Source organism: Paenibacillus cisolokensis, assembly GCF_050481165.1.
Taxonomy (GTDB): Bacteria; Bacillota; Bacilli; order Paenibacillales; family Paenibacillaceae; genus Paenibacillus_AH; species Paenibacillus_AH cisolokensis.
This window is the reverse complement of the sequence record NZ_JBCNFP010000003.1, coordinates 1-24904: the sequence shown is the minus strand read 5'-3', so window position 1 is coordinate 24904 and position 24904 is coordinate 1. Positions and strand designations below refer to the sequence as shown.

Sequence of the window (24904 nt, the reverse complement as noted above, 5' to 3'; positions counted from 1 at the left end):
CTTAGCGGGCGACCGGCCGGGAGCCGCCGATTTTGCGCGCGGCGGACTTCTTCTTGCCGCCGGGAGAACCGAGGACGCTGCCGATGCCCATGACGAAGGTCGGGATGCCGGCCGCCACGAGCACGAGGCACCAGTCGCGGAAGCCGAGCGGCACCGTTTTGAAAATCGGCTGCAGCGCATCGATATAGAGAACGCCGAGCATCAGGATAAGCGACGACAACACGGCGAATACGAGATACTTGTTCTGCAACGGATTGCGGTGGAAGATCGAACGCGAACTGCGGCAATCGAATACGTGGATCAGCTGGGCCATGACGAGCGTAGCGAACGCGACGGTCTGCGCATGGACAAGCTGCGTCTTGCTGTCCGGAGCCCCGCTCAATGTAATCCAGAACGCCGCCAGCGTGCAGACGCCGATGAGCACGCCGCGGCTTATAATTTTCCAGCCGAGACGGCGGGCAAAAATATTTTCTTTCGCAGGCCGCGGCTTCTGCCGCATCAGATCCTTCTCCGGCTGGTCGACGCCGAGCGCCATCGCCGGCAAGCCGTCGGTGACGAGATTGACCCACAAAATCTGGATCGGCACGAGCGGCAGCGGCAGCCCTGCCATCATGGCGAGGAACATCGTCAATATTTCCCCCACATTGGAGGCGAGCAAATAACGGATAAATTTGCGGATATTCTCGTAAATGCCCCGCCCTTCTTCGATCGCCGAGACGATCGTCGCGAAGTTGTCGTCGCTCAGTACAAGCGAGGAAGCTTCCTTGGACACGTCTGTACCGGTAATGCCCATCGCGATGCCGATATCGGCCGCTTTGATCGCCGGCGCATCGTTGACGCCGTCGCCGGTCATCGCCACGACATGGCCGCGGCGCTGCAGCGCCTTGACGATGCGCAGCTTGTGCTCGGGCGATACGCGGGCGTAGACGTAGATATTGTCGACGAGCCGGTCGAGCTGCTCGTCGTCCATCACGGAAAGCTGTTTTCCGCTGACGGCCAGCCCGTTGCGGGGAATGATGCCGAGTTGACCGGCGATCGCTTCGGCGGTCGATTGGTGGTCGCCGGTAATCATAACGGTGCGGATGCCTGCGAGCCGGCATTTGGCGATCGCATCCCGCACTTCCCGCCGCGGCGGATCGATCATGCCGGTGAGACCGACGAACACAAGCTGGGATTCCGCTTCGCTTTCGGTGCCGCATTCGTCATGCGGCCGCAGATCGCGGTAAGCGAAGCCGAGCACGCGCAGCGCGTCCTGCGCCATCGCCTCGGCGGCTTCGGCCGTCTTCTGCTTCAGCGTGGCGGTGAACGGAACGACCTTGTCGTCCCACAGTATGTAGGCGCACTGCTCCATCAGCACATCCGGCGCGCCCTTCGCACAGACAAGCCGGCCGCCCTGGTGCTTCACGATGACGGACATCCGCTTGCGCTCGGAATCGAACGGAAATTCCTTCTCGCGGGCGTACAAGCTTTCCAGCGATTTGGGCGGCACGCCGAGCTTCATCGCCAGAACGGTAAGCGCCCCTTCGGTCGGATCCCCTTTGAGCACCCATTCGGCGACCGGTCCCCCGTCCTTGCGCTTCTTTCCGTCCGTCTCCTGCCGGGAGACGGACGCATTGTTGCAGAGGGCCGCGATTTGCAGCAGGCGGCGCACCGTCAGATCGTGCTTGACGTCGATGACGTCGCCGTCTTCGAGCGCCTCTCCTTCCGGCTCATAGCCTTCCCCCGTCACTTCGATCTGGCGTCCTCCGATCCACATCCGTGTGACGGTCATTTTATTTTGCGTCAGCGTACCGGTTTTGTCGGAGCATATAACCGAGGCGCAGCCCAGCGTCTCCACGGACGGCAGCTTGCGGACGATCGCCTTGCGCCTGATCATCCGCTGCACCCCGAGCGCCAGCGCGATCGTCACAATCGCCGGCAGCCCTTCGGGAATGGCCGCGACCGCCAGGCTGACGCCGGCGAGAAACATGCCATATAACGGCTGGCCGTGCAAAATGCCGGCAGCGACGACGAGCACGGTCAGTCCGAGCGCCACGGCGATCAGCACCTTGCCGAGCTGCTCGAGCCGATGCTGGAGCGGCGTCTCCATCTCCTCGGTCTGCTGGATCAGATCGGCGATCTTGCCCATCTCCGTCTCCATGCCGGTGCGGATGACGATCCCCCTGGCCGTTCCCCTCGTTACCATCGTGCCCATGAAGCCGATATTGCGCTGGTCGCCGAGCGGCAAGTCCGCATCCGCGAGCGTCTGCGCATGCTTGGCAACCGGAACCGACTCCCCGGTCAACGCCGATTCTTCGGCATAGCAGCTGTTCGCCTCGATCAGACGGACGTCGGCCGGAATCCGGTCGCCGCTTTCGAGCAGCACGACATCGCCCGGCACCAGCTCCCGCGCCGGCAGCGTCACGACTTCGCCGCCGCGCAGTGCGCGCGCCGTCGGCGCCGACAGCTCCTTCAAGGCGTACAGCGAACGCTCCGCCCGGTACTCCTGGATAAAGCCGAGAATCGCGTTCAGTACGATAATCGCAATGATCGTAATTGCGTCCAGATACTCGCCCAGTAATCCGGACAGAAGAGTCGCCCCGACTAGCACTAGCACCATAAAATCTTTGAACTGATTGAGCAGCAAGGCAAGCGGCGATATGCGCGCTCCTTCCGTCAACTCGTTGGGGCCGCGGGATTTCAGCCGCTCCTCCGCCTCTTTGGGCGATAGGCCCCGATCGGGGACGCTGCCGAGCGCATCGCTCAGCGCATCGGTGTCCAGCTGATGCCACTTCAATTGTTCCATTTCCTGTCTCCCTCCCGTAACTGCCGTGCTGGCGCGCGGCTGCCGACGGACAGCCTTCCTAGCCTAAATGTATTCGGACAAACCGTAAAATATCACCGAGCAAGGGGTTAAGTTTTTCTCCGAACTATGGCATGATAGAAATTACACGATTCGCGATAAAGGAGATTACCGATACGATGGCATTGGACGGTATTGTTATCCGCGCCGTCACGCACGAGCTGCAATCGTGCGTCGGCGCCCGCATTCATAAAATTCAACAGCCGGGAGACCGGGAGCTTGTACTGCACATTCGCGGCGGCGGCACAAACGGCAAATTGCTGATTTCCGCGAATCCGACATATCCGCGTCTGCACTGGACGCGCCAAACCTTCGTCAATCCGCTCGAAGCGCCGATGTTCTGCATGCTGATGCGCAAGCACTGCGAAGGCGGCTGGATCGAATCGATCCGGCAAGTCGGCAACGAACGGATCGTTCATTTCAACATCCGCCAGCGCGACGAGCTGGGCGACCTGTCGCTCAAGACGATCGTCGTCGAGCTGATGGGACGGCACAGCAATATCATATTGCTCAACCCCGCAACAGGGACGATCCACGACGGCATCCATCACGTCACGCCTGCGATCAGCAGCTACCGCGTCGTCCTTCCCGGCGCCCGCTATATCGCGCCGCCCGACCAGGGCAAGACCGACCCGCTGACGGTGGATTCGGAGCGGTCGTTCGCCGCTTGCCTCAAGCCCCTGGCCGAGAACGGCGATATGCCGGCGGAGCGCATGCTCGTAGCCGCGTTCAGCGGCTTCAGCCCGCTCATCGCCCGCGAAATCGCCCATCGGGCCGGCGTCGCGCCGGGCGAGCCGGCGGCCCCGGAGCGGCTCTGGCCGGCTTTCGCCCGCATGCTGGAGGATATCCGGATGCACCGGTACGAGCCGGTCATCGTCGATGCGGAGGGCGGCAAAAGCGTGTTCTCGGCTATTGCGCTGACGCATGCGGAAGGCAGGCGGGAAACGTACGCTTCGATCAGCGAATGCCTCGAAGCCTATTACGGCGACAAGGCGGAGCGGGACGCGGTCAAGCAGCGCGCGGCGGACCTGATCCGGTTCATCCAGAACGAGAAGGCCAAAAACGAGAAGAAGATCGAGAAGCTTCAGGAAACGTTGGAGGAGGCGAAGGACGCCGACAAGTACCGGATCATCGGCGAGCTGATCACCGCCTATATGCACCAGATCCGGCAGGGAGACAGCCGGGCCGAGCTGATCAATTATTACGACGAGGAGCAGCGCCCCGTCGTCATCGAGCTCGATCCGCAGCTGACGCCTTCCGAAAACGCGCAGCGCTACTTCCGGCGTTATGCGAAGCACCGCAACAGCCTTGCGGTCGTGACCGGGCAAATCGAGCGGACGCGCGAGGAAATCGAATATTTGGCCGCATTGCTGCAGCAGCTGGACACCGCGTCGCTGGCCGATATCGAGGAAATACGGGAGGAGCTGGTGGAGCAAGGCTATATCCGGGACCGCGGGAAACGCGGGCCGAAGCGGAAAAAGCCGGCGCGGCCCGCGCTCCTCTGCTACACCTCGTCGGAGGGCGCGACGATCTACGTCGGCAAAAACAATACGCAGAACGAATATTTGACAAACCGGCTGGCCTCGCCCGGCGATACGTGGCTGCATACGAAGGACATACCCGGTTCCCATGTCGTCATACGCGGAGACGGCTTCGGAGAGACGACGCTGGAGGAAGCGGCGATGCTCGCCGCCTATTACAGCCAGGCGCGCGAGTCGAGCCGGGTGCCGGTCGATTATACGCTGATCCGCCACGTCCGCAAGCCAAACGGGGCCAAGCCCGGGTTCGTCATCTACGACAATCAAAAAACGCTGTTCGTCACGCCTGACGAACAGCGAATCCGCTCGCTTCCTTCCGTTATTCGCGCCTGACGCCGGCCGAAGCGGCGGCCGACCGGCCGGCGGTTGGCGTTTCCCGGGCTTTCGGCCGTCCGGGCTAGCCGCCTCTTGCCGCCGGATTCAACTTGCGCAGCACCGCAGCGTCGACCGTTCGTCCGCCGATCGGACCGTGGAACGCCCCGCTTTCCCGCTCGCCGTGGAAATCGGAGCCGCCGGTGACGATCAGTCCGTACCGCTCCGCAAGCGCCGCGTACCGGTTTTCCTCGTCTTCGCCGTGATCGGAGTGGAATACTTCGATCCCCCGGACGCCGTATTTGACGATCTCTTCCACCAGCGCGTCATTGCCGTACAATCCGGGATGAGCGAGGACGCTCGTGCCGCCGGCCTCCCTTATCCAGTCTACCGCCTCGAACGGATGGATGCGCGGCGGATTGACGTACGCAGCGGCTCCTGCGGCGAGATAGCGGTCGAACGCTTCCCGGACCGATCCGACAATCCCTTTGTCGACCAGCACCTCCGCCATATGGGGACGGCCGACCGTCTTCTCGGGATCGTCAAGCTTGCCGGCCTTACGTTCCACCTCTTCCAGCGTGATCGGGATGCCGAGCCCGCGCAATTTGGCGATCATCCGCGCATTGCGGTCGGCCCTCGTAACTCGCAGGCCCGCAAGCCGGGACAGCCACTCGTCGTCGCGCCAGTCCGGATAATAGGCGAGCACATGTACGTCGATGCCTTCCGCCGAGGTGCTGATTTCGACGCCCGGCACGACTTCGACGCCGAAACGGCGGCCGGCCTCCACCGCCTCTTCCGTCCCCGCCATCGTATCGTGATCGGTAACGGCAATGGCAGCAAGCCCGGCTTCCTTCGCCATCCGCACGATATCCGCCGGGGCATGAAGCCCGTCCGACGCCGTCGTGTGTATATGCAGATCCGCACGGTTCATAGCCATTGCTGCAAATCCCTCTCTCTCAGGAAAGTCAGAAACGTAACCGCCGATATCGGAAGAAGCGCCGATTTCAGGTAAATGGAATAAAACTGCCGCTTGAACTGAATGCCTTCGATCGGCACCATCCGGATCAGCCCGAGGGCGACCTCATGCTTGACCGAGGAGGCCGAGACGAAGGATACGCCGAGCCCGGCTTCGACCGCCGATTTGACCGCTCCCGTGCTGCCCAGCTCCATGACGATCTTCATGGCCGACGGGTCCGCCCCCATTTTCATCAACTGCTCTTCCATGACAAGCCTCGTTCCCGACCCTTGCTCCCGCAGCACGAACGGGCATTCCATCGCCTCCTGCAGCGACACGCTCTCCCGCCGGGCGAACGGATGGGAATTGGCCACGATCAGTTTCAGCTCGTCGCTCAGCACAGCCTCCATATGCATGTCGGGATGGTTCACCGGCGCTTCGATCAACCCGAAATTCAATTGATGGTTCAAAATTTCCTCCATAATTTGCGCGGTGTTCATCACCTTCATGCTGATGGAAATATGCGGATACTCCTGACCGAACGGTCCGAGCAGCCGCGGCAAAATGTATTCGCCGATCGTCAGGCTGGCTCCCAGCTGCAGACGTCCTTTCAGCTGACGCGTAAACTTCGACATGCTGGCGTCCGTCTCCCGGATCAGGTCGATGCTGCGCTTGGCGTACGGCATGAGCGCGCGCCCCGCTTCCGTCAGCTCGATCCGCTTGGTCGAGCGCCGCAGCAGCTTCGTGCCGAAGTAATCCTCGAGTGATTGCACCTGCATCGTCACCGCCGGCTGGGTCATATGCAGCGCTTGCGCGGCCGCGGAGAAGCTGCCCTTTTCGGCCACGGTGTAAAAAATATGAAGTTGATGAAAATTAAGTGCCATTCGCGATAACCCCGTCCTTTCGTATCCCCATTATACAACGAATACGGCTGCAAAACCGATATCCGGCTTGCGCGGGCCGCCATTTTTGCATCATTACCGGCTCATATCCGTGTTGCTTGCGGCTTGCATTCGGAAGATAATGAAAGTTACGCGCCTGCCGCTCCGACAACCGACAGAAAGAAGGGTAGATGGTGAAACAGCATTCGCGATTGTATACGGCCGTTTTGATTGCCGCTCTTGTTCTCATCTGGGGAGTGTCCTGGCCGATCTACAAAATCGCCCTGAACTATACGCCGCCGGTTCTGTTCGCCGGAATGCGGACATTTCTCGGAGGACTCATGCTGGCGCTGGTCGCCCTGCCGCGCCGGAAGCAGATCCGGCTGAAAGAAAATGCGAAAATTTATTCGATATCCGCGCTGTTCAACGTGCTGCTGTTTTTCGGACTGCAAACGATCGGCCTGACCTATTTGCCGGGCGGCCTGTTTTCCGTTCTCGTCTATTTGCAGCCTGTGCTGGTCGGCCTGCTTGCCTGGCTGTGGCTCGGAGAAGCGATGTCGTTGCCGAAAATCGCCGGGTTGCTGCTCGGATTTGCCGGCGTCGCCGTCATCAGCGCCGACGGCCTGAGCGACAACCTGTCAGCGACGGGCATCGTTCTGGCTCTGCTCACAGCCGTCTGCTGGGCGTTCGGCGCCGTATATTTAAAGAAAGACGGCGGGAAAGCCGATCCGCTGTGGCTCGTCTCCATCCAGAGCATGACCGGAGGCGCCATCCTGACCGCTATCGGTTCCTGTGCCGAATCGTGGACGTCTATCGTCTGGAACGGGTATTATTTGTCCGGCCTGCTGTTCGGAGTCATTCTGGGCGTTCCGACCGCCTGGGTCATTTATTTCATACTGGTCCGTTCGGGCGAAGCGAGCAAAGTGGCGACCAGCACGTTTCTCACGCCGCTCATCTCGGTCATCGCGAGCACGCTTTTCCTGCACGAGCCGTTCCATGCCTTGCTGCTGGTCGGTATCGTCATGATCGTGCTCAGCATCTATTTGGTCAACAGAACGGCCGGCCGGTCCGTTTCGGCTGACGGCCTGACCGGCACGCCGGGACGTAAAGCCTTGTAACGGCGCGGAGCCGCTTATTTCCAAAACGACGAACGGTTCGATCGTCTCGGCGAAGACAAGCATCGAATCGTTCGCTGCCGTTGAACCGAAAAAAACAAACCGCCCGGAACAATACCGGACGGTTGCGGGGTTATCAAGGCGTCATGAAGTATGCGGTTCGAAAGAAACCGCTTTACGGAAATCGAATTAGCGTTCTCGGCCTCTTCCAGCAGGACAAGGATCTCGCATTCGGACTGCAAAACGGGATGGATGTCGGCTTGCCGGGTTATTTGCGCTTCCGGCTGTTTTTGATCAGCGTCATCCTTCTGGAATGACGAAGCCAGGAGTAATAGGATTTGAGGTCTCTCAGTTCGATCGTTTCCGACATTCGTCCCAGAAACGTAACGACGATCATCTTGTGCAGCGGATTGCCGGCAATGTCCGTTTCGCCCTCCAGCTCGGAAAATTCCGCAACAAAGACAAGATCTTCGTCAATCAAATATACGTCTTCCTCGTTGCGGTAATATGGCGTGATCCGGCCCTGCTTCAAACATTGCCATATAAAGCCGGCGATGTCTTCATACCCGGTTTTTTTATGTTCGACCCGGTCAGCCCAGCGGATTTTGGCGTGGTTCGTGATAATGACATCCGCTACTTTTTTGTCGCCCAGCAGGATATGAAACGACTCATAAGTATTCCATCTTTCCGTCACTTTGTCCTTCATCCCGATCCACTCCTCCCCTGGAAGCAGGTCTTTGGTTCCACTCACGATGATAAGTCCATTGTATCATTTTTAACAGATATTTCAACGAAAAACCGTAACCGCCCGCACATGTTGCGCCCGTCAAAGCGCGTTTAACGCGCTTTCATTTTTGACATGCGCCGCTGCATCTCGAAAGGCATAGGAACCGCGCGACTTCGTGCGCTCGACGCATCGCGTTCCCCCGAGCCGGGCATGTCCGACCGCTTTTATGTAAAAACCTGAATCCGTGAATTTGTACTGATGACCGCGTCTAAAAACGGATTTAATGATTCATTTTGCAAAAAGTGCATCGTAAGAACCTGGATCCCTCATTTCAGTATGCATTCGGTGCAGGCTAACCCGTTTTTTAGGGACATCAAATAACCCTCGCCTTTTACAGGGGGGATATGAGAGAATCCGATTGTGGTCCGTTCTTCTTAGCCGGTTAGGCAAACGCCAGATACAACCGGCGGGCGGTGCGGAACCATGGGCTGTTGCTGCCAAAATTCAAGCAGATGTTCCGCGCATGGCGGACGTAACGCGCCGCCATATAGACGATGTTTTGGATCACAGTCCGAATCCGGCGGCGCTTCACATTGCCCCGGATTGGCGCATCGTCCTCACGAAGACTTTCTTGTCCCATGATGCGCAGCAGATTATAGGCGAACAGCCCCGTATGCAACACCAGATCGTTGGTCGCGAATTTACCGGCGGGCAGACGCTCCAGATCCAGGTCGGTCTTAATCTCGCTGTGAAATTGCTCGCTTGTTCCATGGTCGCGATACAATTCGATCACGCGCCACGGTGCACAGCGAAGCGATGTCCAATACACGTGCACTTCAATATCCGGCATGAGGAACAATTGTCCGTCACGAGACATGGTTCGTTTGATCACATGAAACACTTGACGCAGCGGTTGGTCGAACCCTTTTTCTTGAAATTCAATCGCGCCGACGTATTCGATTTTTCCTTCACGCTGCTCACACGCGATCCCTTTCGTTTCAGCGATGTTTAACCACATCTCTTTAGGCGATTTGCGAAGGTTGACCTTGATGATGTAGTCGGTTCCTGGATTCCGATGGCAGACACGCAAATTGTCCAGACTGTCATTGCCCGCATCCATGCGGACGAGCAGCTTTCGGTCCGTAATCCGCCGGGCATAGTGTATGCTTTGTTCCAAGAACGAATCGGTTCCCTTTTGGCAATGCACGCTGCCTTCCCGCAGCTCCACGTTGACGCCGTAACCTTCTTGGCCCAGGTAGGCAAAGATCGGTGCGTACCCATCCACGCCTTTGTAGGTGCGGGAAACACCTTCCTTCTTCGTACCGGAATTGTCGAACGGGGATACGTCGATGTCCAGGGGCAAGTATTGCTCGTTTCCTGCTGTTACAGCCGTTAAAGGAACGTTGATGTTCCGCAGCAGATCGGCCGATTCTTCCAGCAAGATGCTGTTCCAGTTCGCTTGTTTAGCGGCAGCGGCGGCATCCAACCGTTGACGCAACGTGGGGCTGGACGGCACCTTACGCAACTGAAGGCAAATGGGAAAAACGTCATCTTGACGAAAGGGTTCGATGTGGTCGAAGTCACTTTTTCCTTGACAGAGCAAACCGATATAACTTTTCATGACGTCAGCATGGGTATGGTAGGGACTCTCGAATTCTTTGATGACCGAATGATCCAGCCGTTTTGTTAGCTTTGTATGAGCAAGCAAGGCACCAACGGTAGCAAGCCCCGCATGAGTGGTTAAGATGAGTTCTTTTGTTTGGACAAATCGAATCTTCATGGCGCACCTCGATGGTGAAAAGTTGAAATCGTCGGAATACCTTACCAATTCTCCATCGAACTGCGATTTCCTTTTGTTTTCTCAATTTTTCAAGGACGAATCATCACGGATTCAGGTAAAAAGACTTCCGACCGGGCAACGGCGGAAGTCTTGTTCCGCAACTACAAGCTGTAAAAGCGGGTTTTATCCGGGACGTTCTGCGTATACTCCGTCTTGATTTCATTACGGTAAGAGCGCTCGATTTTTTTGACGTAAGGAAGCCTTTGAATGTTGCGGATCGTTTCTTCCGACCGATCGGCGTTCATATACATGACGACGTAATGCATCTTTCTCGACATATAATGGACAGTTCCGTATTTGTCCAGCGCTCTTGCCGCCTTCAGGTCGGTCACCCATACGATATATCCCGTCCGTTCGGCAATCATTTTGCATCCTCCTAAAACTTTGCGCAGCAAAGTCGCTTCGTAAGCAAACGCTTAAAATTTTGCGAAGCGAAGCCGCTCGTCAGCATCGGATAAAACGTTTGCGAAGAAAGCCGCTGCCGCAGCCCAGCCCGATCTTGTCGTTGCCCGGCACTTTGACCGAATCCGACACGGCCCGGGCAAGCAACACGGCGACGTCGTACAGCAATTCATCGACCGCCTTTTCAGCCTGCTTGAACCGGCGAACCGGCTCGAGCGCGTCCAGCGCCCGCTCCGCGGCCTTGAGCGCGTCTTTCGCCTCATGGTAGTCAGGATGAAAACGCCCGAACCTTTCGCAGTCCGCAAATTTTTCCTTCAAACGGGCAAATTCGGCGGATTGCCGCCGCACTTCCTCATCCATTTCTACGACAGACTTCCAATATAGATATTCGGCAACTTCGGCCGAACTGTTGATCAAATCACCAAGCTCGTATGCACGAAGCAGCACGGCCGCCATATCCAGCGGCTCGCCGACATGATCTGTTGCGGATACCGCATATTCCGGAAGCCGTTCTGCGTTTGCCATGCCCTCACCCCTTCCTGTCGCCTTGCACTTCCTATCATATCACATGGAACGCCGGCTGCGATAGAGAGTTTGCGGCTATGGGGAGACACCCGGCACGATCAACATCATTTCGTTCCACATTTCGGGCGTCAGCCGCACTTTGGAACAGTTTTCCGTTCCCCGCAATGTGCCGGTAACCGCCCAGTTCGTTCCCCCGGTCCCTTCAAGCGATCCGGGGATGAAAGCGAAGGCGCCCGCTTCCGTTCGCAGTTTGAGCGGCGTCTGCCACAAGAGCGCCCGCTCCACCATTTCCCGGCGGGTGGAAGGGTGATACGCGCGCATTTGGCGAAGCCACATCGCCGGCGTTTTATCCAGCTGGGGAAACCACTCGTGCGGCTGCGGGTGCTCAACGGCCAGCTCGTACAGCTGCAACCGGCGCGGCTCCTCGATAAATCCGCCGAATCCGTCCCCGCCTTCCCCGTTCCGCATCTGCGCCGGAAGCGCGGCGCCGCTTCGCCCGCCCGCGTCTTTCACCCGCTGCTTGTCGCCGCCCGCATCGCCGCCTAGCGCCGTCATCCGAGACGACAACGGAAAGCCGAGCGATTCCAGCCGTTTGCGTATAGCCGCAAGCTCTTCCCTGTCCACGGCAAAATGAAGCGGACCGATACGCTCGATAAAAAGCGGCGCCAGCGCCGGGTCGCGCTCCAGCGCGTCGGCAATATCCGCCGTATCGCAGCGCAGCAGCACCGCTTCGGCGATAGCGACGCGCCCCGCCCGCATCGCCCATTCGGCCAGCGCGGCGTCGACCGCCGGCGGCAGCGGACAGCCGGAGGCGCGCTCCAGAAAACGGCGGATGCCGTCTTCCGTTCGCCCCTCTTCGCGGGCGCGGCCGATCGACTTGGCGCTTAGCCGGTACACGTTCACCAGCTCGTCCGACACTTTATCGGCAATCTGCTCCAGCTCCCAGCGAACGGCATAGCCGACCAGCGGACCGGCGAGCAAATCCCCGTCGGGCTGGATATAGAGCGGTTCCTCCGCGTCCCCCTCTCCGAATCCGACGCACGAATCGGCGGCGGCATCTCCTACGGCTCCGTCTTCGGCCGCGTCGCGGGCGCCGGGCGGCTCCCACAGCCAGCGGACAAGCGGTTCGCCCGTCCCGTCGCAGCCGCGTTCCATCCAGCCGAAGGCGGAAAGGGCGTTAAGCCAGCCGTCCAGCGCGCCCCCGATGGCGGAAGCCGCTTCGGTCCGGTCCGCTAACGGCGCCGCCAGCTCCGACAGGCGGGCATGTATATCGGACACGCGGTACCATCTGAAAGGCTGCAGCGCTTCCAGCAAAGCGGCGGATTGCGAGAGCGGCGCGGCATTGCGGGCGTAATGGACGGCGCACAAGCCGATCAACCGCTTCTCCCGCTCGGTGTGGCCGAGGGCGAACCATTCGTTCGCCGCCTCGTCGCGCCATTCGAAACATCCGGCTTCCGGCGCGAATCCGATCATCCCGAGACGGAAGCCGATATCGAGCGCAAGCGCCGCCGGCAGCGAATGGACGACGCTGCCGCTCGGCTTCAAGCCGAGCGCCGCCAGATCATCCGCTGCGACGGCGAGCTTCTCCTCGATCGCCGCCGCCGTGCGCCGGGGAAGGGCCGACTTTGCCGTAAGCCCCGCTCCGCTGCGAAACATCGCCGCCCAGGCTTCGAGCAGCCGGCGGCTCAGCGGCACGTCGCTCCCGGACTTCCCGGCCACGGGAAGGGCCTGCCGTTCCGCATCCGCATCAAGAGGGACGAGGCGGCACGGATAAAGCGACCGCAGCCAGACGCCGTATATATCCGCCGGCAGGAATGCCATCCGGTCGCCCCAGGCTTTGCGCACGGCGAACAGGATGCCCGCGCCGTACAGCTCGAGAGCGCCGAGCCTTGCCTCGGAACCGGCAAGACCGGCCGCTTCCGCAGCCGCCTGAATGAGCCGCTCCTCGTCGGCGGCCCCGGCGCCGAAACGGCAAACCGCCGTGCGCAGCACCGCCTTCGCCTCGTCCGACATGCGCTGAAGCGCCGCCTTGGCGGCGGAAGGACTCGCGACGAGCGACGGCCAGCGCCGACGCTCCGGCGGCACCGACGACCATAACGCCGAATCCGCGAATAATTCCCGGTCGCGCGCGGACAGCCGCTGTTCGAGCTCGTTAATTTTCATCGTCCTCCCGCCTCCTTGAATGCCCCCATCGGCTCGCCGCTTCCTTCCGCCAGGCGGACAAGCTCGTAGCGGTACCCTTGCTCCAGCATGAACAGCTGACGCTTGGCGGCAAATTCCGTCTCCTTCGACTGGGCGGTTACGAGCGTGTAGAACCACGCCGCATTGCCTCCGGTTTTCGGGCGGAGAATGCGCCCGATCCGCTGCGCCTCCTCCTGGCGGGAGCCGAAGCTGCCCGACACCTGGATCGCAACCGCCGCATCGGGCAAGTCGACGGCGAAATTAGCCACCTTGGAGACGACCAGCACCGGGATTTCGCCGCGCTTGAACGCCTCGTACAGCCGTTCCCGCTCCTCCTGCCGCACTTCGCCGGTCAGTACCGGCGCGTTCAGCTTCGCGCCAAGCCGGTGCAGCTGATCCAGATACTGGCCGATGACGAGCGCCGGCTGCCCGGCATGCCGCCGCAGCAGCTCCTCCACGATCGGCAGCTTGCCGGCGTTTTCGCCTGCGAGCCGGACCTTCGTGCGCGCATCGGCGGCATAATAGCGGGGACGCTCGGCTTCCGGCAGCGGCAGCCGGATTTCACAGCATCTGACCGATGCGATCCAGCCTTTGGACTCGAGCATTTTCCACGGCATCTCGAATAGTTTCGGTCCGATCAGCGAAAACACGTCTTCGGCGCAGCCGTCCTCGCGAATAAGGGTGGCGGTCAGTCCGAGCCGCCGCGTCGCCTGAATTTCCGCCGTCATCCGAAAGACGGGGGCCGGCAGCAGATGGACCTCGTCGTAAACGATCAGCCCCCAGTCCCGCTGGCGAAACAGCTGCATATGCGGGAACTCGTTCCCTTTTCCTTTGCGCTGGGTCATCATCTGATAGGTGGCGATCGTAACCGGCCGCACTTCTCTGCGCGCTCCGCAATATTCGCCGATATCCCCGTCGGTCAGCGTCGTTTTGTCCAGCAGTTCGCGCTTCCACTGCCGGACCGATGTCGCATTCGACGTCAGGATGAGCGTCGCGCTGCGCAGCCGGGCTATCGCGCCGACCCCGATGACAGTTTTTCCCGATCCGCACGGCAGGACGATAACCCCGCTTCCGCCGCTGTTATCCTGATCGCGATAAAACAAGTCGAGCGCCCGTGCCTGGTAGTCCCGCAAAGCGAAACCGCCGTCACCCTGCCGGAGGGCGACCGCGAGCGATTCGCCGGCATGATAACCGGCCAGATCGACGACGGGATAACCGGCCCGCACCAACTCCCGCTTGATCGCGCCGCGCTGTTCGGGCGGGACGGTCCAGCCGGCGGCCGTTCTGCCGTCAAGCCGGCCGGCCCATTCCGGCGATTCGGCCAGCTCCCGGAACAGCTCCTCCGGTCCTTCGAGCAGCAGCGTCCCGTCTCCGTTCCGCCGCAGCACAAGGCGGCCGTAACGATCCGCCAGCCGGCGCACCGCTTCCTCGATCTGACGCGGCAAGCCGTAACGGCCGTAAGCGGTCAGCGTTCCGACCATTTCCTCCGCCGTCGTGCCCGACGCGGCGGCGTTCCATATCGACAGCGGCGTTATCCGGTAAGTATGCATAACCCCCGGCCGCTTGATCAGCTCCGCGAAGCCTGCAAGCTTCTCTCTCGCTTCTTCCGCAAGCGGATGCGAATCGTCGAGCAGCACGGAGAAATCGGACTGTACGATCAGCGGCCCGTCCTTTTTGCGCAGCACAGCTCCAATCTCCTTTCGCATTTGGATGCCTTTTCCTGTCAGTATGGAGCATCGACTGCCGTTTTATGCGACTATGGCGCGGGGCCGCTGCTTTCGGCTGCATAGACGAGCCGGGCGAAAAGCCGGGCGCAGCGGCGGCTTTTCGATTCAGTTTTTGGCTTTCCTGAAGCCCGCCGCGACCGCTTCCTCTTCCGTGCAGAACATCATTTCGGCCTTCGTCTGTTCGTAATGCCGTCCGTCCGGCATATGATAAATTTTATCGCCGCGGGAATTGATATTGCCTTTGATCCGCGGATTTTCGCAAGTTCCGGACACCGATGCGTCCGGTTCCGCCGTTCCGCTTCCCCATAGCCCGCGGTTGCCGTTTCTCGCCGACCGTTCCGCCTCCTTGAACCGGTCCGCCAGCATCACGTTCGGCGGTACGGTCATCATATGGGCATAGCCTTCCGCCACAAGACGCTCGTTCACCATCGCCGCGTCGCCTTCGACAAACACGTAACGGAGCAGCCGCCCGTAGCGGTCGGTATTTCCCGCATCCCGGAACAGGTACACCTTCTTCCCTTCCAGCATGCTCCGGCTTTTCGCCGCCGCTTCCTTGCCGTACCGCTCCACCTTGCCGCCCGTCGACTCCGGCGTATCGATGCCGATCATGCGGACCCGGTCATCCGACCGAAGCACGAACGTATCGCCGTCGACGACCCGTTTTACGGTTCCGGTTTCATACGCCGAGCCTTTCAGTTCCGGATAGGCGCGGTAAACTTCCTTTACGAACTCGTCGGATGAAGCGCTGTCCGAAACGCCGCATCCGCCCAAAGCCAAAATTGACAATATCGACAATACCGCCAATACCAATACGTTTCGCCATTTCTTCATTTTCGTTTCCCCTCGATAACAAACATAAAAAAGGCGCGCCGGCAGCCGATCGACCCCGGAGCGCCTGTCAGGTTTATCCTAAGCTCGCTCGTTCAATGCGCGGAAGCCGGATTGCGGTGTTCGTGCTCGGAGATGCCGCTGAGCGCTTCGCCGGCTTCGTTCACAAAAATTTCCCGTACGGCCAAATCGCCGATGGCCACGACACCCACCAGATCGCCGTTTTCGACGACCGGCAAACGGCGAACCTGATTGGACGCCATAATTTTGGCCGCTTCGTCGACCGATAACGACGGCTCGATCGTCATGACGTCCGTCGTCATCACCTCGGAAACCGCAGTGGAGCCGGAATGCTTCTCGGCATAACCGCGCACGACCAAATCCCGGTCGGTTACGACGCCGATCAGCTTCTTGCCCTCGACGATAGGCACAAAACCGATATCATGCTTCTTCATCAATACCGCCAGCTCATAAATGTTGTCCTGCCGGGTAGCCGTGACGCAATCGGTGGACATAATATCTCGAACGGTTCTCATGATGCGCTGCCTCCTTCTCGTTTACGGCCTGATACGCCGATTATCCGAGAATTAGGATGGCCGAAACGCGCCAATATCATGCGCTTTCCGCAACGAAATTCTCCGCCATGGCCGTCATCAGCTCCGCCGCGCGCAGCATGGCGCGCTCGTCGATGTCAAAACGCGGGTGATGATGCGGATAAATGGCGCCGCATTCCGGATTGCCCGCGCCGACGAACATGAAGCAGCCCTTCGTTCGTTGGACGTAATAGGCAAAATCTTCCGCCGCCATGACCGGTTCGGATTCCTTGACCGCCTCTTCGCCGAACAGGCCGGCCGCAACGCGGAAAAATCGCCCGGCTTCGCCGTCGTCATTGACAAGCGCCGGATAGCCTTCCCGGAATTCCAACTCGGCGCTCGCGCCGTATACGGCCGGGGCGGCAGCGACGATTTCCTTGAACCGCTTCCTGGCAAGCTGGCGCGTCCGTTCGTCGAAGGAGCGGATCGTCCCTTTCATCACGCATTGCTCGGCGATGACGTTGCCCGAAGCTCCCGCCTGGAACGAACCGATCGTGACGACCGCCGGCGACAGCGGATCGACGTTGCGGCTTACGATCGTTTGCAGCGCCTGAACGAGCGCGGCGCCGGCCACCACCGTGTCGATCGCATTATGCGGCAGCCCGCCATGGCCGCCTTTGCCCGTCAGACGGATCGTAAATTCGTCCGTCGCCGCCATGAAGGGGCCGCTTCTTGTGGCGACCGTTCCGTAAGGCAGCGGCGTCCACAGATGAACGCCGTAAATCGCGTCGATCCGATCGATCGCCCCTTCTTCGATCATCCGGATTGCGCCGCCCGGACAAATTTCTTCGGCAGGTTGAAACAACAAGCGACGTTCGCCTTTCAGCGAAGGAGCGATAGACCGGTACAGCGATGCGATGCCAAGCATCGTCGCCGTATGGGCGTCATGCCCGCAAGCATGCATAACTCCCGGAACGGTCGACGCATAATCGCATGTTTTCTCGTCCTGAATGGCCAGCGCGTCGATATCCGCCCGGAGTGCGACATTCGGTCCCGGCTGGCCGCCCCGAATGACGGCCACGACGCCATGACCGCCGACGCCTTCGCGCACTTCGCAGCCCATTTCCCGCAATTTCCCGGCGATCCACGCCGAGGTACGCTCTTCCTGAAAGGACAGCTCGGGATGACGATGCAAATACCTCCGCCACTCGACCATCCGGGGATAAAGCTCTTTCAGCCGTTCGGTCCGCGCTTCGTTCTCCGTCATGAATGCTTCTCCTCCCTGCTCCCCTTGACTTCATGTTCGTATTTTACCAGATTTCGCGGTGCCGGCGAAAGTCTTTCGCCGCCGCGACGCCGAAAGCCGGCCCGCATCCTGCCGCCGCCATGTCAAGTTCGAATCCCGTCCGCGATCCGGAGTAAGGCTTGCGTACGCCGGGGAAACATACTATCATGAGAAAAGACCAATGAACATTTGCAAGACAAGTCGAAGGAGGAGCTTCCATGATTATTGAAAATACAGGCTTGAACGGGATGACGAGCGATTTTGCCCATCTGGACGAATCGATGGACAAGCTCGGCTTTTATCGGGGGCAATGGGAATATTACAGAGCTACATACGATCTGAAGCTTGAAGACCGCGCGAGCGGCAACACGTATTATCTCCGTATCAATACGCGGGTTGTCGAGGGCAAGCTGGAATCGCCGGATGCCATTCTGACCATCGAGGCCGTCTACATCGGCCGGGCAACGTTCCCCCACGGTCTGGAGTACGAATCGCCCGTTCCGCAAGCGATTTTGAATATTGCGACACAGCGGTTGCAAGAACTGAAGAAGCTTCTTGCCTGACGGGGATTTTCCGATGAATGCGCCGCAGAAGAAAGTCCGGGGCAGGCCGGATTTTCTGCTACTTATTATGACGCTCGTTCTGGTCGGATTCGGGCTCGTGATGGTTTTCAGCTCCAGTTCCAGCATTGCGATCGCGTCGGACAAATTCGGATACGATGCGTTGTATTTTACGAAGCGGCAGCTGATATGGGCGGCACTGGGCATCGCGTCGATGCTTTTTCTGATGAATATTCCTTATAAAAGGTTCAAGAAGCTGCATGTGCTGTTTCTTATCCCGGTACTTCTGATGCTCGTGCTCGTTCCTTTCATCGGAGAGGAAAGGAACGGCGCCACAAGCTGGTTCGGCGTCGGCGGTCTGGGCATACAGCCGACCGAGCCGGCCAAGCTGGCGCTCATTCTCTATTTGGGCGCGCTTATAGCGAAGAAGGGAGAGAAATTCCGGGATTTCAAAAAAGGGCTGCTGCCCGTCATCATCATCGTCTCTTTTTTCTGCGGCCTTATTATGCTGCAGCCCGATCTCGGGTCCTGCCTGGTGCTTGCCGCCTGCGCTTCGATCATGATACTGGCCGGCGGCGCCAACCTGAAGCAAGTAGCCGCAACCGGCCTCATCATGCTGGTCGTTTTGGCTGTCTTGTTCGCCATATGGATTATGGCCGATCCCGGCGGATGGACGTACCGGTTTGACCGGATCACCTCCTACATGGACCCATTGGCCGACGAGCTCGGTTCCGGCTTCCATCTCGTCCGGTCGCTGCAGGCGCTCGGCCACGGCGGTCTGACCGGCGCAGGGTTCGGAGAGAGCGTACAGAAGCTGCATTATCTGCCTTATCCGTACAACGACTTCATATTTGCGATTATCGCCGAGGAATTCGGATTTATCGGCAGTACGCTGTTCCTCCTGTTCTACTTGTTTTTCCTTTGGCGCGGACTTCTGATCGCCCTGCGCTGTCCCGATATATACGGTACGATCGTCGGCGTCGGCATTATCGGTCTGATCGGCATGCAAGCGGTGATCAATATCGGCGGCGTAACCGGCACGATCCCGATAACGGGCGTTACGTTGCCGTTTATCAGCTACGGCGGCTCGTCGCTGCTTTTTACGCTGATGAGCGTCGGCATTCTGCTCAGCATTTCGCGCGAATACAACCGGCAGGAGCGGATGCGCGACTCCGGCCGCAAATAAAGGGGTACCGGCCGTCGTCATCGGGCCGGTACCCCTTCCGTTTCGGTTGTTATTTCACTCGATGCGGCTCTTCCGGCGACTGTTCGTCCTCCTTGAACGCGACGCCCTCAACCTTTACGTTCACTTCCACCACATTCAATCCCGTCATATTTTCTACCGCTTCCTTCACGTTGCGCTGAAGCTGGCGGCAGACCTCCTGAATCGGGATGCCGTAGTGGACGATGATCCGCAGATCGATGGCCGCTTCAAGCTGGCCGACCTCGACCGAAACGCCTCGCTGTACATTTTTGCCGCTCAGCCGCTTGGCAAGTCCTTCAGAGATGCCTCCGGACATGGCGGCGATGCCCGGGGTTTCCAGTGCGGCAAGACCGGCGATGGTTGCCACAACGTCGTCGGATATGCGAATAACACCCGTATCGAAGCCTTCGGTCATATCGTTCACTCCTCATTCACCATATGATTCCATTGTAATGGATACGACAGGCGCAAAGCAAGGAGCCCGGTTTTCGCCGACGGGGACGACGCAAAAAAAGAGCAACTCCCTAACGAGAGTTACTCGCTTCTATTGTTCAGCGCTTCGTACAGCTGCGCCAAGTTGCGTTCAAGTCTGCTGACAATTTCCTTGCCGACGGGTTGCGGAACAAGTCCCGCCCGCACCGCAAAATCGACCTGACGAGAAAATCCGTACATCTGCGTGTCCAGCACTTCCTCGTACAACGGGCATTGACGCGTCGTCAGGTTCTCCATTTGAACCTCAATGAGCTTTTCGATTTTGTCCGCGTCCTCTTCAAGCAGCTGCAGCGCTTTGTGATGCAAATGGATCATGACATCCGATGAAGACATCGTATCCCCCCCTGTGCGCGATCCTCGCCGTCTTCTATACCCTTTATATTAGACGAAAAGAACGCAATACACAAGGACAAAACGGAAGCCGGCCGCAATTCGAGCAAATGTTTGCGCGATTGCCGTCCGGGTTTCGGTCAGTCGGAAATAATGTTGACGTGCAGATTATGCTTGGCGAATACGTCGGCCATCGCTTTCTTGGCTTCTTCGGCGTCCGGACCGTGAACGTGCAAATCATAGGCATGTCCGCTGATCAATGTCGTGAACAGCCCGAGGATGCTTTTGACATCGATATATTTGTTCTCGGCTTGAAGAACGATGGAAGAGCGAAAACGGCTTGCGGTTTGGGAAATTTCGACAATTGCCGTATTGTTGGACATGGAAATCCCTCCATTTGGGTTAGTAAGTCTTTCCTTCCTCATAATAACCCGAACATTGGCTCCGTTCAAGAGCAAAAGGCTTGTCTATTTCAGGTTTTCCGGATTTAACCCTTCAAGCTCCGGTACGACGAAGCGTCCGTCCTTGCGGATAAGCCGGCCGTCAAAATAAATTTCCCCGCCGCCGTATTCTTCGCGCTGAATAAGCACGAGATCCCAGTGTATGGACGAACGGTTTCCGTTATCCGTCTCCTCGTAAGCCTGACCCGGTGTAAAATGCAGACTTCCGGCGATCTTCTCATCGAACAGCGTATCGTTCATCGGGTGAAGAATGTACGGATTGAAGCCGAGGCTGAATTCCCCGATATAGCGCGCCCCTTCGTCCGCATCGAGAATTTCGTTCAGCCGCTTCGTGTTATTGCTGGTCGCCTTGACGATTTTGCCCTGCTCAAACGTGAATGCGATTTGGTCGAACGTCACGCCCGAGTAAACGCTCGATGTATTGTAGGTGATCGTTCCCTCCACGGAATCGCGGACCGGAGCGGTAAATACTTCGCCGTCCGGAATGTTGCGCTGGCCGGAACATTTTTTGGCGCCGATGCCGCGAATGGAGAAACGCAGGTCCGTTCCCGGTCCGACGATACGAACCTGGTCGGTCCGCTCCATCAGCTCGCGCAGCGGCTCCATCGCCTTGTCCATCCGGGAGTAGTCCAGATTGCATACGTTAAAGTAAAAATCTTCGAACGCTTCGGTGCTCATTTTCGCCAGCTGCGCCATCGATTCGTTCGGATAACGCAAGACGACCCATTTCGTATGCTTGACCCGCTGCTCCAGATGAACAGGCCTTTGATAAATTTGCTCGTACATCCGCATCTTGTCTTCCGGCACATCCGCCAGCTCGTTAATATTTCCGCCCGAGCGGACAGCGATATAGCCGTTCATCTCTTTCATGCGCCGAAGATCGCGTTCGGCCCACAACTCGAGCTGTTCCTTCGTCGCATGCAGAAGCAGCGTGCGCAGCACCGAACGGTCGCTCAATTCGACGAACGGTCTGCCGCCGCGTCTCGCCACTTCTTCCACGAGACATTTGGCCAGCTCGCGCTCGGCGCCGATCATGTCGATCAGCACGTTGTCGCCAGGCTGCACGTCGATCGAATAGCCGACCAGATTGGCCGCCAGCTTTTGCAAACGAGAATCCCGCATCATATTCACCTCTTGCTTCGTAAAATGGCTAGCGTCACCATCGTAACACGGAGGGCGGCATACCGCCAGCCGGTTATAAACCGAATGTGACGTTCGTCGTCCGGCTTTCCCGGCATGTCTGCCCGTCTCTCTCGTACTGGAGAGTGGTCAACTCCGTAATTTCAAGAGGTAGCATGCGCCTGCGGTCAATCGCAACAATATAGGTAGACTGCACGTTCAGCCCTTTCATCATGCGCTCAAGCTCCTTACGGGACATCGCGATTTCGGCGTTCCACTCACGCCTGAAATCGTCGTTCCGGCTGACCGGCAATTTCGCGATCGACGTCTGGGCCGCTTGCACGGCCGACTCAAATTCCCGTTCCAACCGCCGCTTCCAATCCCGGGTAGCATGTGCCGCTTCCAGATCGGCTTTCACGATCCAGGCGCGGTTCTCAGGCCTGCGCGGCAAATAGGCAACGTTTTTGGGGGCGCCGACAAGCCGCTCGAGCGTCTGCACTGCGTTCCAATCGGCGCCTTCCTCCGCTTCCTTCATACCGTCGCGGGCGATCCAGCGATCGGGGCCTTTGCGGTCGATTTGCATCCATTGCCCCGTTTGAACGTCTTGCGCCCCTTGCACGTGCACGGACAAATTGCGATGGTTCCGAATTTCGCCTTCGAATTTCGCGGTCCTCGCGGAGCGGCCGTCCGCCAGCAGCAGCGTCGTCTCGCCGTCGAACGTATAGCGGTCGACGCCCGACAACCCGGATACGGCCAGCGCCAGCAGCTCTTCGGCAGACCGCTCCGACTTGTAGAACGAGCAGGAGGTCAGTAGCAGCAGCGGAATAAGACAGGCCGTCCATCGCGCTCGTTTCTTCATGATGCAGCCCCCTTGCGGGCGCGAGCCGCCCTTTTTCCCTTATCGTCCCAAGAGCGGCAAACAATTATTCGGAGGCGCATCCTCCGATACAGATGCTGTTCCGGCCTTTGTTTTTGCTTTCGTACAGTGCCATATCGGCCTGATAGAACAGCGATTCGACGGTGATCTTGCCGCTGACGCGCGTCCACTCCGCCAAACCGCATGATATCGTTACGCGCGGAGCGGTCTCGCTTTCGACGCGGGCCCGGATCCGTTCGGCTATGCGGTACGCCTCCTCCGCGCGAGCTTCAGGGAAATAGACGGCCAATTCTTCTCCTCCCCAACGCGCGGCGATATCGTCAGGACGTATGGAAGTTCGGATAATTTCGCTGACCTGGACCAGTATCCGGTCGCCGATCAGATGGCCGTGGGTATCGTTAATCGTTTTGAAGTAGTCGATATCGATCAAGAGCAGCGAGCCGCATGACTCGAATCGCTGTCGGAGCTGGATTTGTTCGTTCAAAAAGTGGCGGGCGTGCAAACCGGTCAAATTGTCGGTAATGACCATGCGGCGGACTTCGGCATGCAGCGAGGCGTTTGTCATCGCCAAACCGATATGGGTTGACAGTACTTGCAGCAGCTTGTAGTTGTCGTAAGAGAAGTAGTTCGGACTGCGGTGGGTAATGAGAATGACTCCGACAACACGGCCTTCGGCCAAAATTGGCGAAGCGATCAGGGAGCGCGATCCGGTCATCTCCATCAGTTTGGATTCCACAAGCGGATTTTGCCAGTAATCGGACAGGATGAGCGGTTCCTTGTTGTTGTATATGATCCCGCAAAAACCATAGTCCGTGGAGTAATCCTCCTCGTCGGCAACCGGAAAATTGCATGATACGACTTGAAAACGGCGGCTTGCCGGATCCAATTGCAATACCGAGCAATAATCGGCGTTGAATATCGCAAGCAGCTCGTCGGTCGCATATTGGAATATTTCATTCAGACTGAGCGAGCCGTTCAGCCGTTTCGTCAGTTCGTTGATGAGCCTCAGCTCCTTGATCAGCCGGTCGGATTGCTCCAGCAGCTTGGCGTTTTCGAACGCCGTGCCTGCGGTGTCGGCAAGCCATCGCGCGGTCGACAGATACGAATCACGCCATTGCCGCGCATCCATGGAGAGACGGAGAACGCCGTAAACCGCCTGCTTGCCTGCCATCGGCAGCGCCATGACAGCCTGCTCTTCCACGCGGACAACCGGCCTGCCGTTCAGGAAAGCGTCCGTCACCACGTCGGACCCCTGGCCGCCGAATGCGAGAGGCCGAACCCGGGCATCGCCGTTCAAATGATCCTGGGACAAAAACAGGCAAATGGACGATTCCGGATAAAACCGCTCCAGACTTTGCAGCATTTCCGTCAGGACCGATTCGACGTCGTCGCAATTGTACAAACGGTTCGCAGCAAGAATCAGCGCTTCCTTCTGATGCGCCTCCCGGTCCGCCCGGCGCTTCTGCCTGTATGCCTCTTGCGCCTTCTCCCGCTCCAGCGCGGCTTTGATGCTGCTTGCAAGATGAAGCGCGGCGGCTTGCAAAACGGCTTCCTCGGGCTTCATGGCTTCCGGCCAGGCGCCGGCCACGGCCGCATACGGACGGGAAGGACGAGCACGGGTCCATAGCGGCACGGCCGTCATATAGAAACCGTCGGCCGTATTCGAGCGGAACGTCCCTTCGCGGCACGCATCGACCGCCAGCCTGGACAGCTGTTCCCCGTACGGCCGGCGTCCGTCCCCGGCATCCGCTGCGGCCTCCCCATCGGCATTCAGCAGCAGCAGCGACGCGCTTTTCCCCGCATGCAGCAATCCCCCGATTTCCTCCAGCCATTCGGCGAATGTCGCGGCCAGAACGGACGGAAGATCGAAAATGGCGTCATCGGGAATCTCCATATGCCGTTTCGATTCCCCCTCGTTCATCATGAGTTCGCTCATACGCAGCACCCGGTCCTTCCAACTCTTTCTCGTCAAGGTGTGAGCATCCCGAAATGAATTGGCTTCTTTATGATACTTGAATCCAAACGGTTTTGCACTACTTTTCCGGATTTTCCATAGGTCTTTAGATATATTTTAGAAAGGAGAATAAGCGTCTATGGTCCTGTTATTTTGCGCATCGGAATTTGCAACGCCAATCCGTGTCAACTCATATAAAAATGTTACCGAAGGATA

At 58.8% G+C, this 24904-nt stretch carries 22 protein-coding genes; 4 read left to right on the top strand and 18 right to left on the bottom strand.

The genetic code is table 11. From position 1 onward, the window contains the following. Position 1 precedes the first annotated feature (1 nt). Entirely contained in the window at positions 2 to 2785 is a 2784-nt protein-coding gene (locus ABEV74_RS00560; protein WP_430142756.1) for a calcium-translocating P-type ATPase, SERCA-type, read from the bottom strand. Between the two features lie 176 nt (positions 2786 to 2961). On the opposite strand from ABEV74_RS00560, the gene ABEV74_RS00555 reads away from it, so the two are divergent. Further along, positions 2962 to 4713: an Rqc2 family fibronectin-binding protein gene (locus ABEV74_RS00555; protein WP_430142754.1), complete on the top strand. Its 1752-nt coding sequence runs from the start codon at positions 2962 to 2964 to the stop codon at positions 4711 to 4713. A 64-nt stretch (positions 4714 to 4777) separates the two neighbouring features. Here ABEV74_RS00555 and ABEV74_RS00550 read toward each other — a convergent pair whose 3' ends face one another. Then, positions 4778 to 5629 (bottom strand): PHP domain-containing protein, encoded by an 852-nt coding sequence (locus ABEV74_RS00550; protein ID WP_430142752.1) that lies wholly within the window; start codon positions 5627 to 5629, stop codon positions 4778 to 4780. Then, the gene (locus ABEV74_RS00545) at positions 5620 to 6531 is read right to left on the bottom strand and encodes a selenium metabolism-associated LysR family transcriptional regulator (RefSeq protein ID WP_213528398.1); all 912 of its coding nucleotides are present in this window, start codon (positions 6529 to 6531) and stop codon (positions 5620 to 5622) included. The genes ABEV74_RS00550 and ABEV74_RS00545 overlap by 10 nt, the downstream gene beginning before the upstream one ends. Before the next feature lie 188 nt (positions 6532 to 6719). Here ABEV74_RS00545 and ABEV74_RS00540 point away from each other — a divergent pair, with 188 nt between their 5' ends. Continuing rightward, positions 6720 to 7646 (top strand): DMT family transporter, encoded by a 927-nt coding sequence (locus tag ABEV74_RS00540; RefSeq protein WP_430142750.1) that lies wholly within the window; start codon positions 6720 to 6722, stop codon positions 7644 to 7646. A 265-nt stretch (positions 7647 to 7911) separates the two neighbouring features. On the opposite strand, the gene ABEV74_RS00535 is transcribed toward ABEV74_RS00540, so the two are convergent. From ABEV74_RS00535 to ABEV74_RS00495, 9 genes are all read right to left on the bottom strand, one after another. Further along, positions 7912 to 8349 carry a hypothetical protein gene (locus ABEV74_RS00535; RefSeq protein WP_213528404.1) on the bottom strand — a complete coding sequence of 146 codons (438 nt, stop codon included), beginning with the start codon at positions 8347 to 8349 and terminating at the stop codon, positions 7912 to 7914. A gap of 463 nt (positions 8350 to 8812) precedes the next feature. After that, positions 8813 to 10150, bottom strand: coding sequence for an IS1380 family transposase (locus ABEV74_RS00530; RefSeq protein WP_430142748.1), 1338 nt, complete (start codon positions 10148 to 10150; stop codon positions 8813 to 8815). 161 nt (positions 10151 to 10311) lie between these two features. After that, positions 10312 to 10575, bottom strand: coding sequence for a YlbG family protein (locus tag ABEV74_RS00525; protein ID WP_062492489.1), 264 nt, complete (start codon positions 10573 to 10575; stop codon positions 10312 to 10314). A gap of 79 nt (positions 10576 to 10654) precedes the next feature. Further along, on the bottom strand, positions 10655 to 11137 hold the full coding sequence (locus tag ABEV74_RS00520) for a YlbF/YmcA family competence regulator (protein WP_430142746.1): 483 nt from the start codon (positions 11135 to 11137) through the stop codon (positions 10655 to 10657). A gap of 75 nt (positions 11138 to 11212) precedes the next feature. After that, positions 11213 to 13300, bottom strand: coding sequence for a helicase-associated domain-containing protein (locus ABEV74_RS00515; protein ID WP_430142745.1), 2088 nt, complete (start codon positions 13298 to 13300; stop codon positions 11213 to 11215). Beyond that, on the bottom strand, positions 13297 to 15024 hold the full coding sequence (locus ABEV74_RS00510) for a DNA repair helicase XPB (protein ID WP_430142743.1): 1728 nt from the start codon (positions 15022 to 15024) through the stop codon (positions 13297 to 13299). The genes ABEV74_RS00515 and ABEV74_RS00510 overlap by 4 nt, the downstream gene beginning before the upstream one ends. Before the next feature lie 126 nt (positions 15025 to 15150). Further along, positions 15151 to 15876, bottom strand: a complete 726-nt coding sequence (locus ABEV74_RS00505) for a thermonuclease family protein (RefSeq protein ID WP_062492485.1) — start codon at positions 15874 to 15876, stop codon at positions 15151 to 15153. 92 nt (positions 15877 to 15968) lie between these two features. Further along, positions 15969 to 16409, bottom strand: a complete 441-nt coding sequence (locus ABEV74_RS00500; protein ID WP_062492484.1) for a CBS domain-containing protein — start codon at positions 16407 to 16409, stop codon at positions 15969 to 15971. A gap of 76 nt (positions 16410 to 16485) precedes the next feature. Next, complete coding sequence (locus ABEV74_RS00495; protein WP_062492483.1) at positions 16486 to 17673, bottom strand: amidohydrolase; 1188 nt, start codon at positions 17671 to 17673, stop codon at positions 16486 to 16488. 236 nt (positions 17674 to 17909) lie between these two features. On the opposite strand from ABEV74_RS00495, the gene ABEV74_RS00490 reads away from it, so the two are divergent. Both ABEV74_RS00490 and ftsW read left to right on the top strand, forming a co-directional pair. Then, on the top strand, positions 17910 to 18254 hold the full coding sequence (locus ABEV74_RS00490; RefSeq protein WP_062492482.1) for a YugN family protein: 345 nt from the start codon (positions 17910 to 17912) through the stop codon (positions 18252 to 18254). Positions 18255 to 18267: 13 nt separating this feature from the next. After that, complete coding sequence (gene ftsW, locus ABEV74_RS00485; RefSeq protein WP_430142740.1) at positions 18268 to 19437, top strand: putative lipid II flippase FtsW; 1170 nt, start codon at positions 18268 to 18270, stop codon at positions 19435 to 19437. A gap of 49 nt (positions 19438 to 19486) precedes the next feature. Here ftsW and ABEV74_RS00480 read toward each other — a convergent pair whose 3' ends face one another. The 6 genes from ABEV74_RS00480 to ABEV74_RS00455 all read right to left on the bottom strand — a co-directional run bounded on the left by ABEV74_RS00480 (position 19487) and on the right by ABEV74_RS00455 (position 24706). Continuing rightward, positions 19487 to 19870, bottom strand: a complete 384-nt coding sequence (locus ABEV74_RS00480) for an Asp23/Gls24 family envelope stress response protein (RefSeq protein WP_430142738.1) — start codon at positions 19868 to 19870, stop codon at positions 19487 to 19489. 119 nt (positions 19871 to 19989) lie between these two features. Then, positions 19990 to 20280 carry an Fpa/YlaN family protein gene (locus tag ABEV74_RS00475; RefSeq protein ID WP_062492479.1) on the bottom strand — a complete coding sequence of 97 codons (291 nt, stop codon included), beginning with the start codon at positions 20278 to 20280 and terminating at the stop codon, positions 19990 to 19992. 137 nt (positions 20281 to 20417) lie between these two features. Continuing rightward, complete coding sequence (locus ABEV74_RS00470; protein ID WP_062492478.1) at positions 20418 to 20660, bottom strand: HPr family phosphocarrier protein; 243 nt, start codon at positions 20658 to 20660, stop codon at positions 20418 to 20420. A gap of 84 nt (positions 20661 to 20744) precedes the next feature. Beyond that, entirely contained in the window at positions 20745 to 21860 is a 1116-nt protein-coding gene (locus ABEV74_RS00465) for an aminopeptidase (protein WP_062492477.1), read from the bottom strand. 73 nt (positions 21861 to 21933) lie between these two features. Further along, entirely contained in the window at positions 21934 to 22716 is a 783-nt protein-coding gene (locus ABEV74_RS00460) for a hypothetical protein (RefSeq protein ID WP_430142735.1), read from the bottom strand. A 64-nt stretch (positions 22717 to 22780) separates the two neighbouring features. Continuing rightward, complete coding sequence (locus ABEV74_RS00455; RefSeq protein WP_430142733.1) at positions 22781 to 24706, bottom strand: sensor domain-containing diguanylate cyclase; 1926 nt, start codon at positions 24704 to 24706, stop codon at positions 22781 to 22783. Positions 24707 to 24904 lie beyond the last annotated feature (198 nt).

Coding starts and splice junctions, on each gene's coding strand:
- ABEV74_RS00530 (WP_430142748.1), bottom strand. CDS start 10,150: ATGAAGATTCGATTTGTCCAAACAAAAGAACTCATCTTAACCACTCAT.
- ABEV74_RS00535 (WP_213528404.1), bottom strand. CDS start 8,349: ATGAAGGACAAAGTGACGGAAAGATGGAATACTTATGAGTCGTTTCAT.
- ABEV74_RS00515 (WP_430142745.1), bottom strand. CDS start 13,300: ATGAAAATTAACGAGCTCGAACAGCGGCTGTCCGCGCGCGACCGGGAA.
- ABEV74_RS00490 (WP_062492482.1), top strand. CDS start 17,910: ATGATTATTGAAAATACAGGCTTGAACGGGATGACGAGCGATTTTGCC.
- ABEV74_RS00510 (WP_430142743.1), bottom strand. CDS start 15,024: ATGCGAAAGGAGATTGGAGCTGTGCTGCGCAAAAAGGACGGGCCGCTG.
- ABEV74_RS00480 (WP_430142738.1), bottom strand. CDS start 19,870: ATGACCGAAGGCTTCGATACGGGTGTTATTCGCATATCCGACGACGTT.
- ABEV74_RS00465 (WP_062492477.1), bottom strand. CDS start 21,860: ATGCGGGATTCTCGTTTGCAAAAGCTGGCGGCCAATCTGGTCGGCTAT.
- ABEV74_RS00500 (WP_062492484.1), bottom strand. CDS start 16,409: ATGAGAACCGTTCGAGATATTATGTCCACCGATTGCGTCACGGCTACC.
- ABEV74_RS00525 (WP_062492489.1), bottom strand. CDS start 10,575: ATGATTGCCGAACGGACGGGATATATCGTATGGGTGACCGACCTGAAG.
- ABEV74_RS00470 (WP_062492478.1), bottom strand. CDS start 20,660: ATGTCCAACAATACGGCAATTGTCGAAATTTCCCAAACCGCAAGCCGT.
- ABEV74_RS00540 (WP_430142750.1), top strand. CDS start 6,720: ATGGTGAAACAGCATTCGCGATTGTATACGGCCGTTTTGATTGCCGCT.
- ABEV74_RS00520 (WP_430142746.1), bottom strand. CDS start 11,137: ATGGCAAACGCAGAACGGCTTCCGGAATATGCGGTATCCGCAACAGAT.
- ABEV74_RS00505 (WP_062492485.1), bottom strand. CDS start 15,876: ATGAAGAAATGGCGAAACGTATTGGTATTGGCGGTATTGTCGATATTG.
- ABEV74_RS00460 (WP_430142735.1), bottom strand. CDS start 22,716: ATGAAGAAACGAGCGCGATGGACGGCCTGTCTTATTCCGCTGCTGCTA.
- ftsW (WP_430142740.1), top strand. CDS start 18,268: ATGAATGCGCCGCAGAAGAAAGTCCGGGGCAGGCCGGATTTTCTGCTA.
- ABEV74_RS00560 (WP_430142756.1), bottom strand. CDS start 2,785: ATGGAACAATTGAAGTGGCATCAGCTGGACACCGATGCGCTGAGCGAT.
- ABEV74_RS00555 (WP_430142754.1), top strand. CDS start 2,962: ATGGCATTGGACGGTATTGTTATCCGCGCCGTCACGCACGAGCTGCAA.
- ABEV74_RS00495 (WP_062492483.1), bottom strand. CDS start 17,673: ATGACGGAGAACGAAGCGCGGACCGAACGGCTGAAAGAGCTTTATCCC.
- ABEV74_RS00475 (WP_062492479.1), bottom strand. CDS start 20,280: ATGTCTTCATCGGATGTCATGATCCATTTGCATCACAAAGCGCTGCAG.
- ABEV74_RS00550 (WP_430142752.1), bottom strand. CDS start 5,629: ATGGCTATGAACCGTGCGGATCTGCATATACACACGACGGCGTCGGAC.
- ABEV74_RS00545 (WP_213528398.1), bottom strand. CDS start 6,531: ATGGCACTTAATTTTCATCAACTTCATATTTTTTACACCGTGGCCGAA.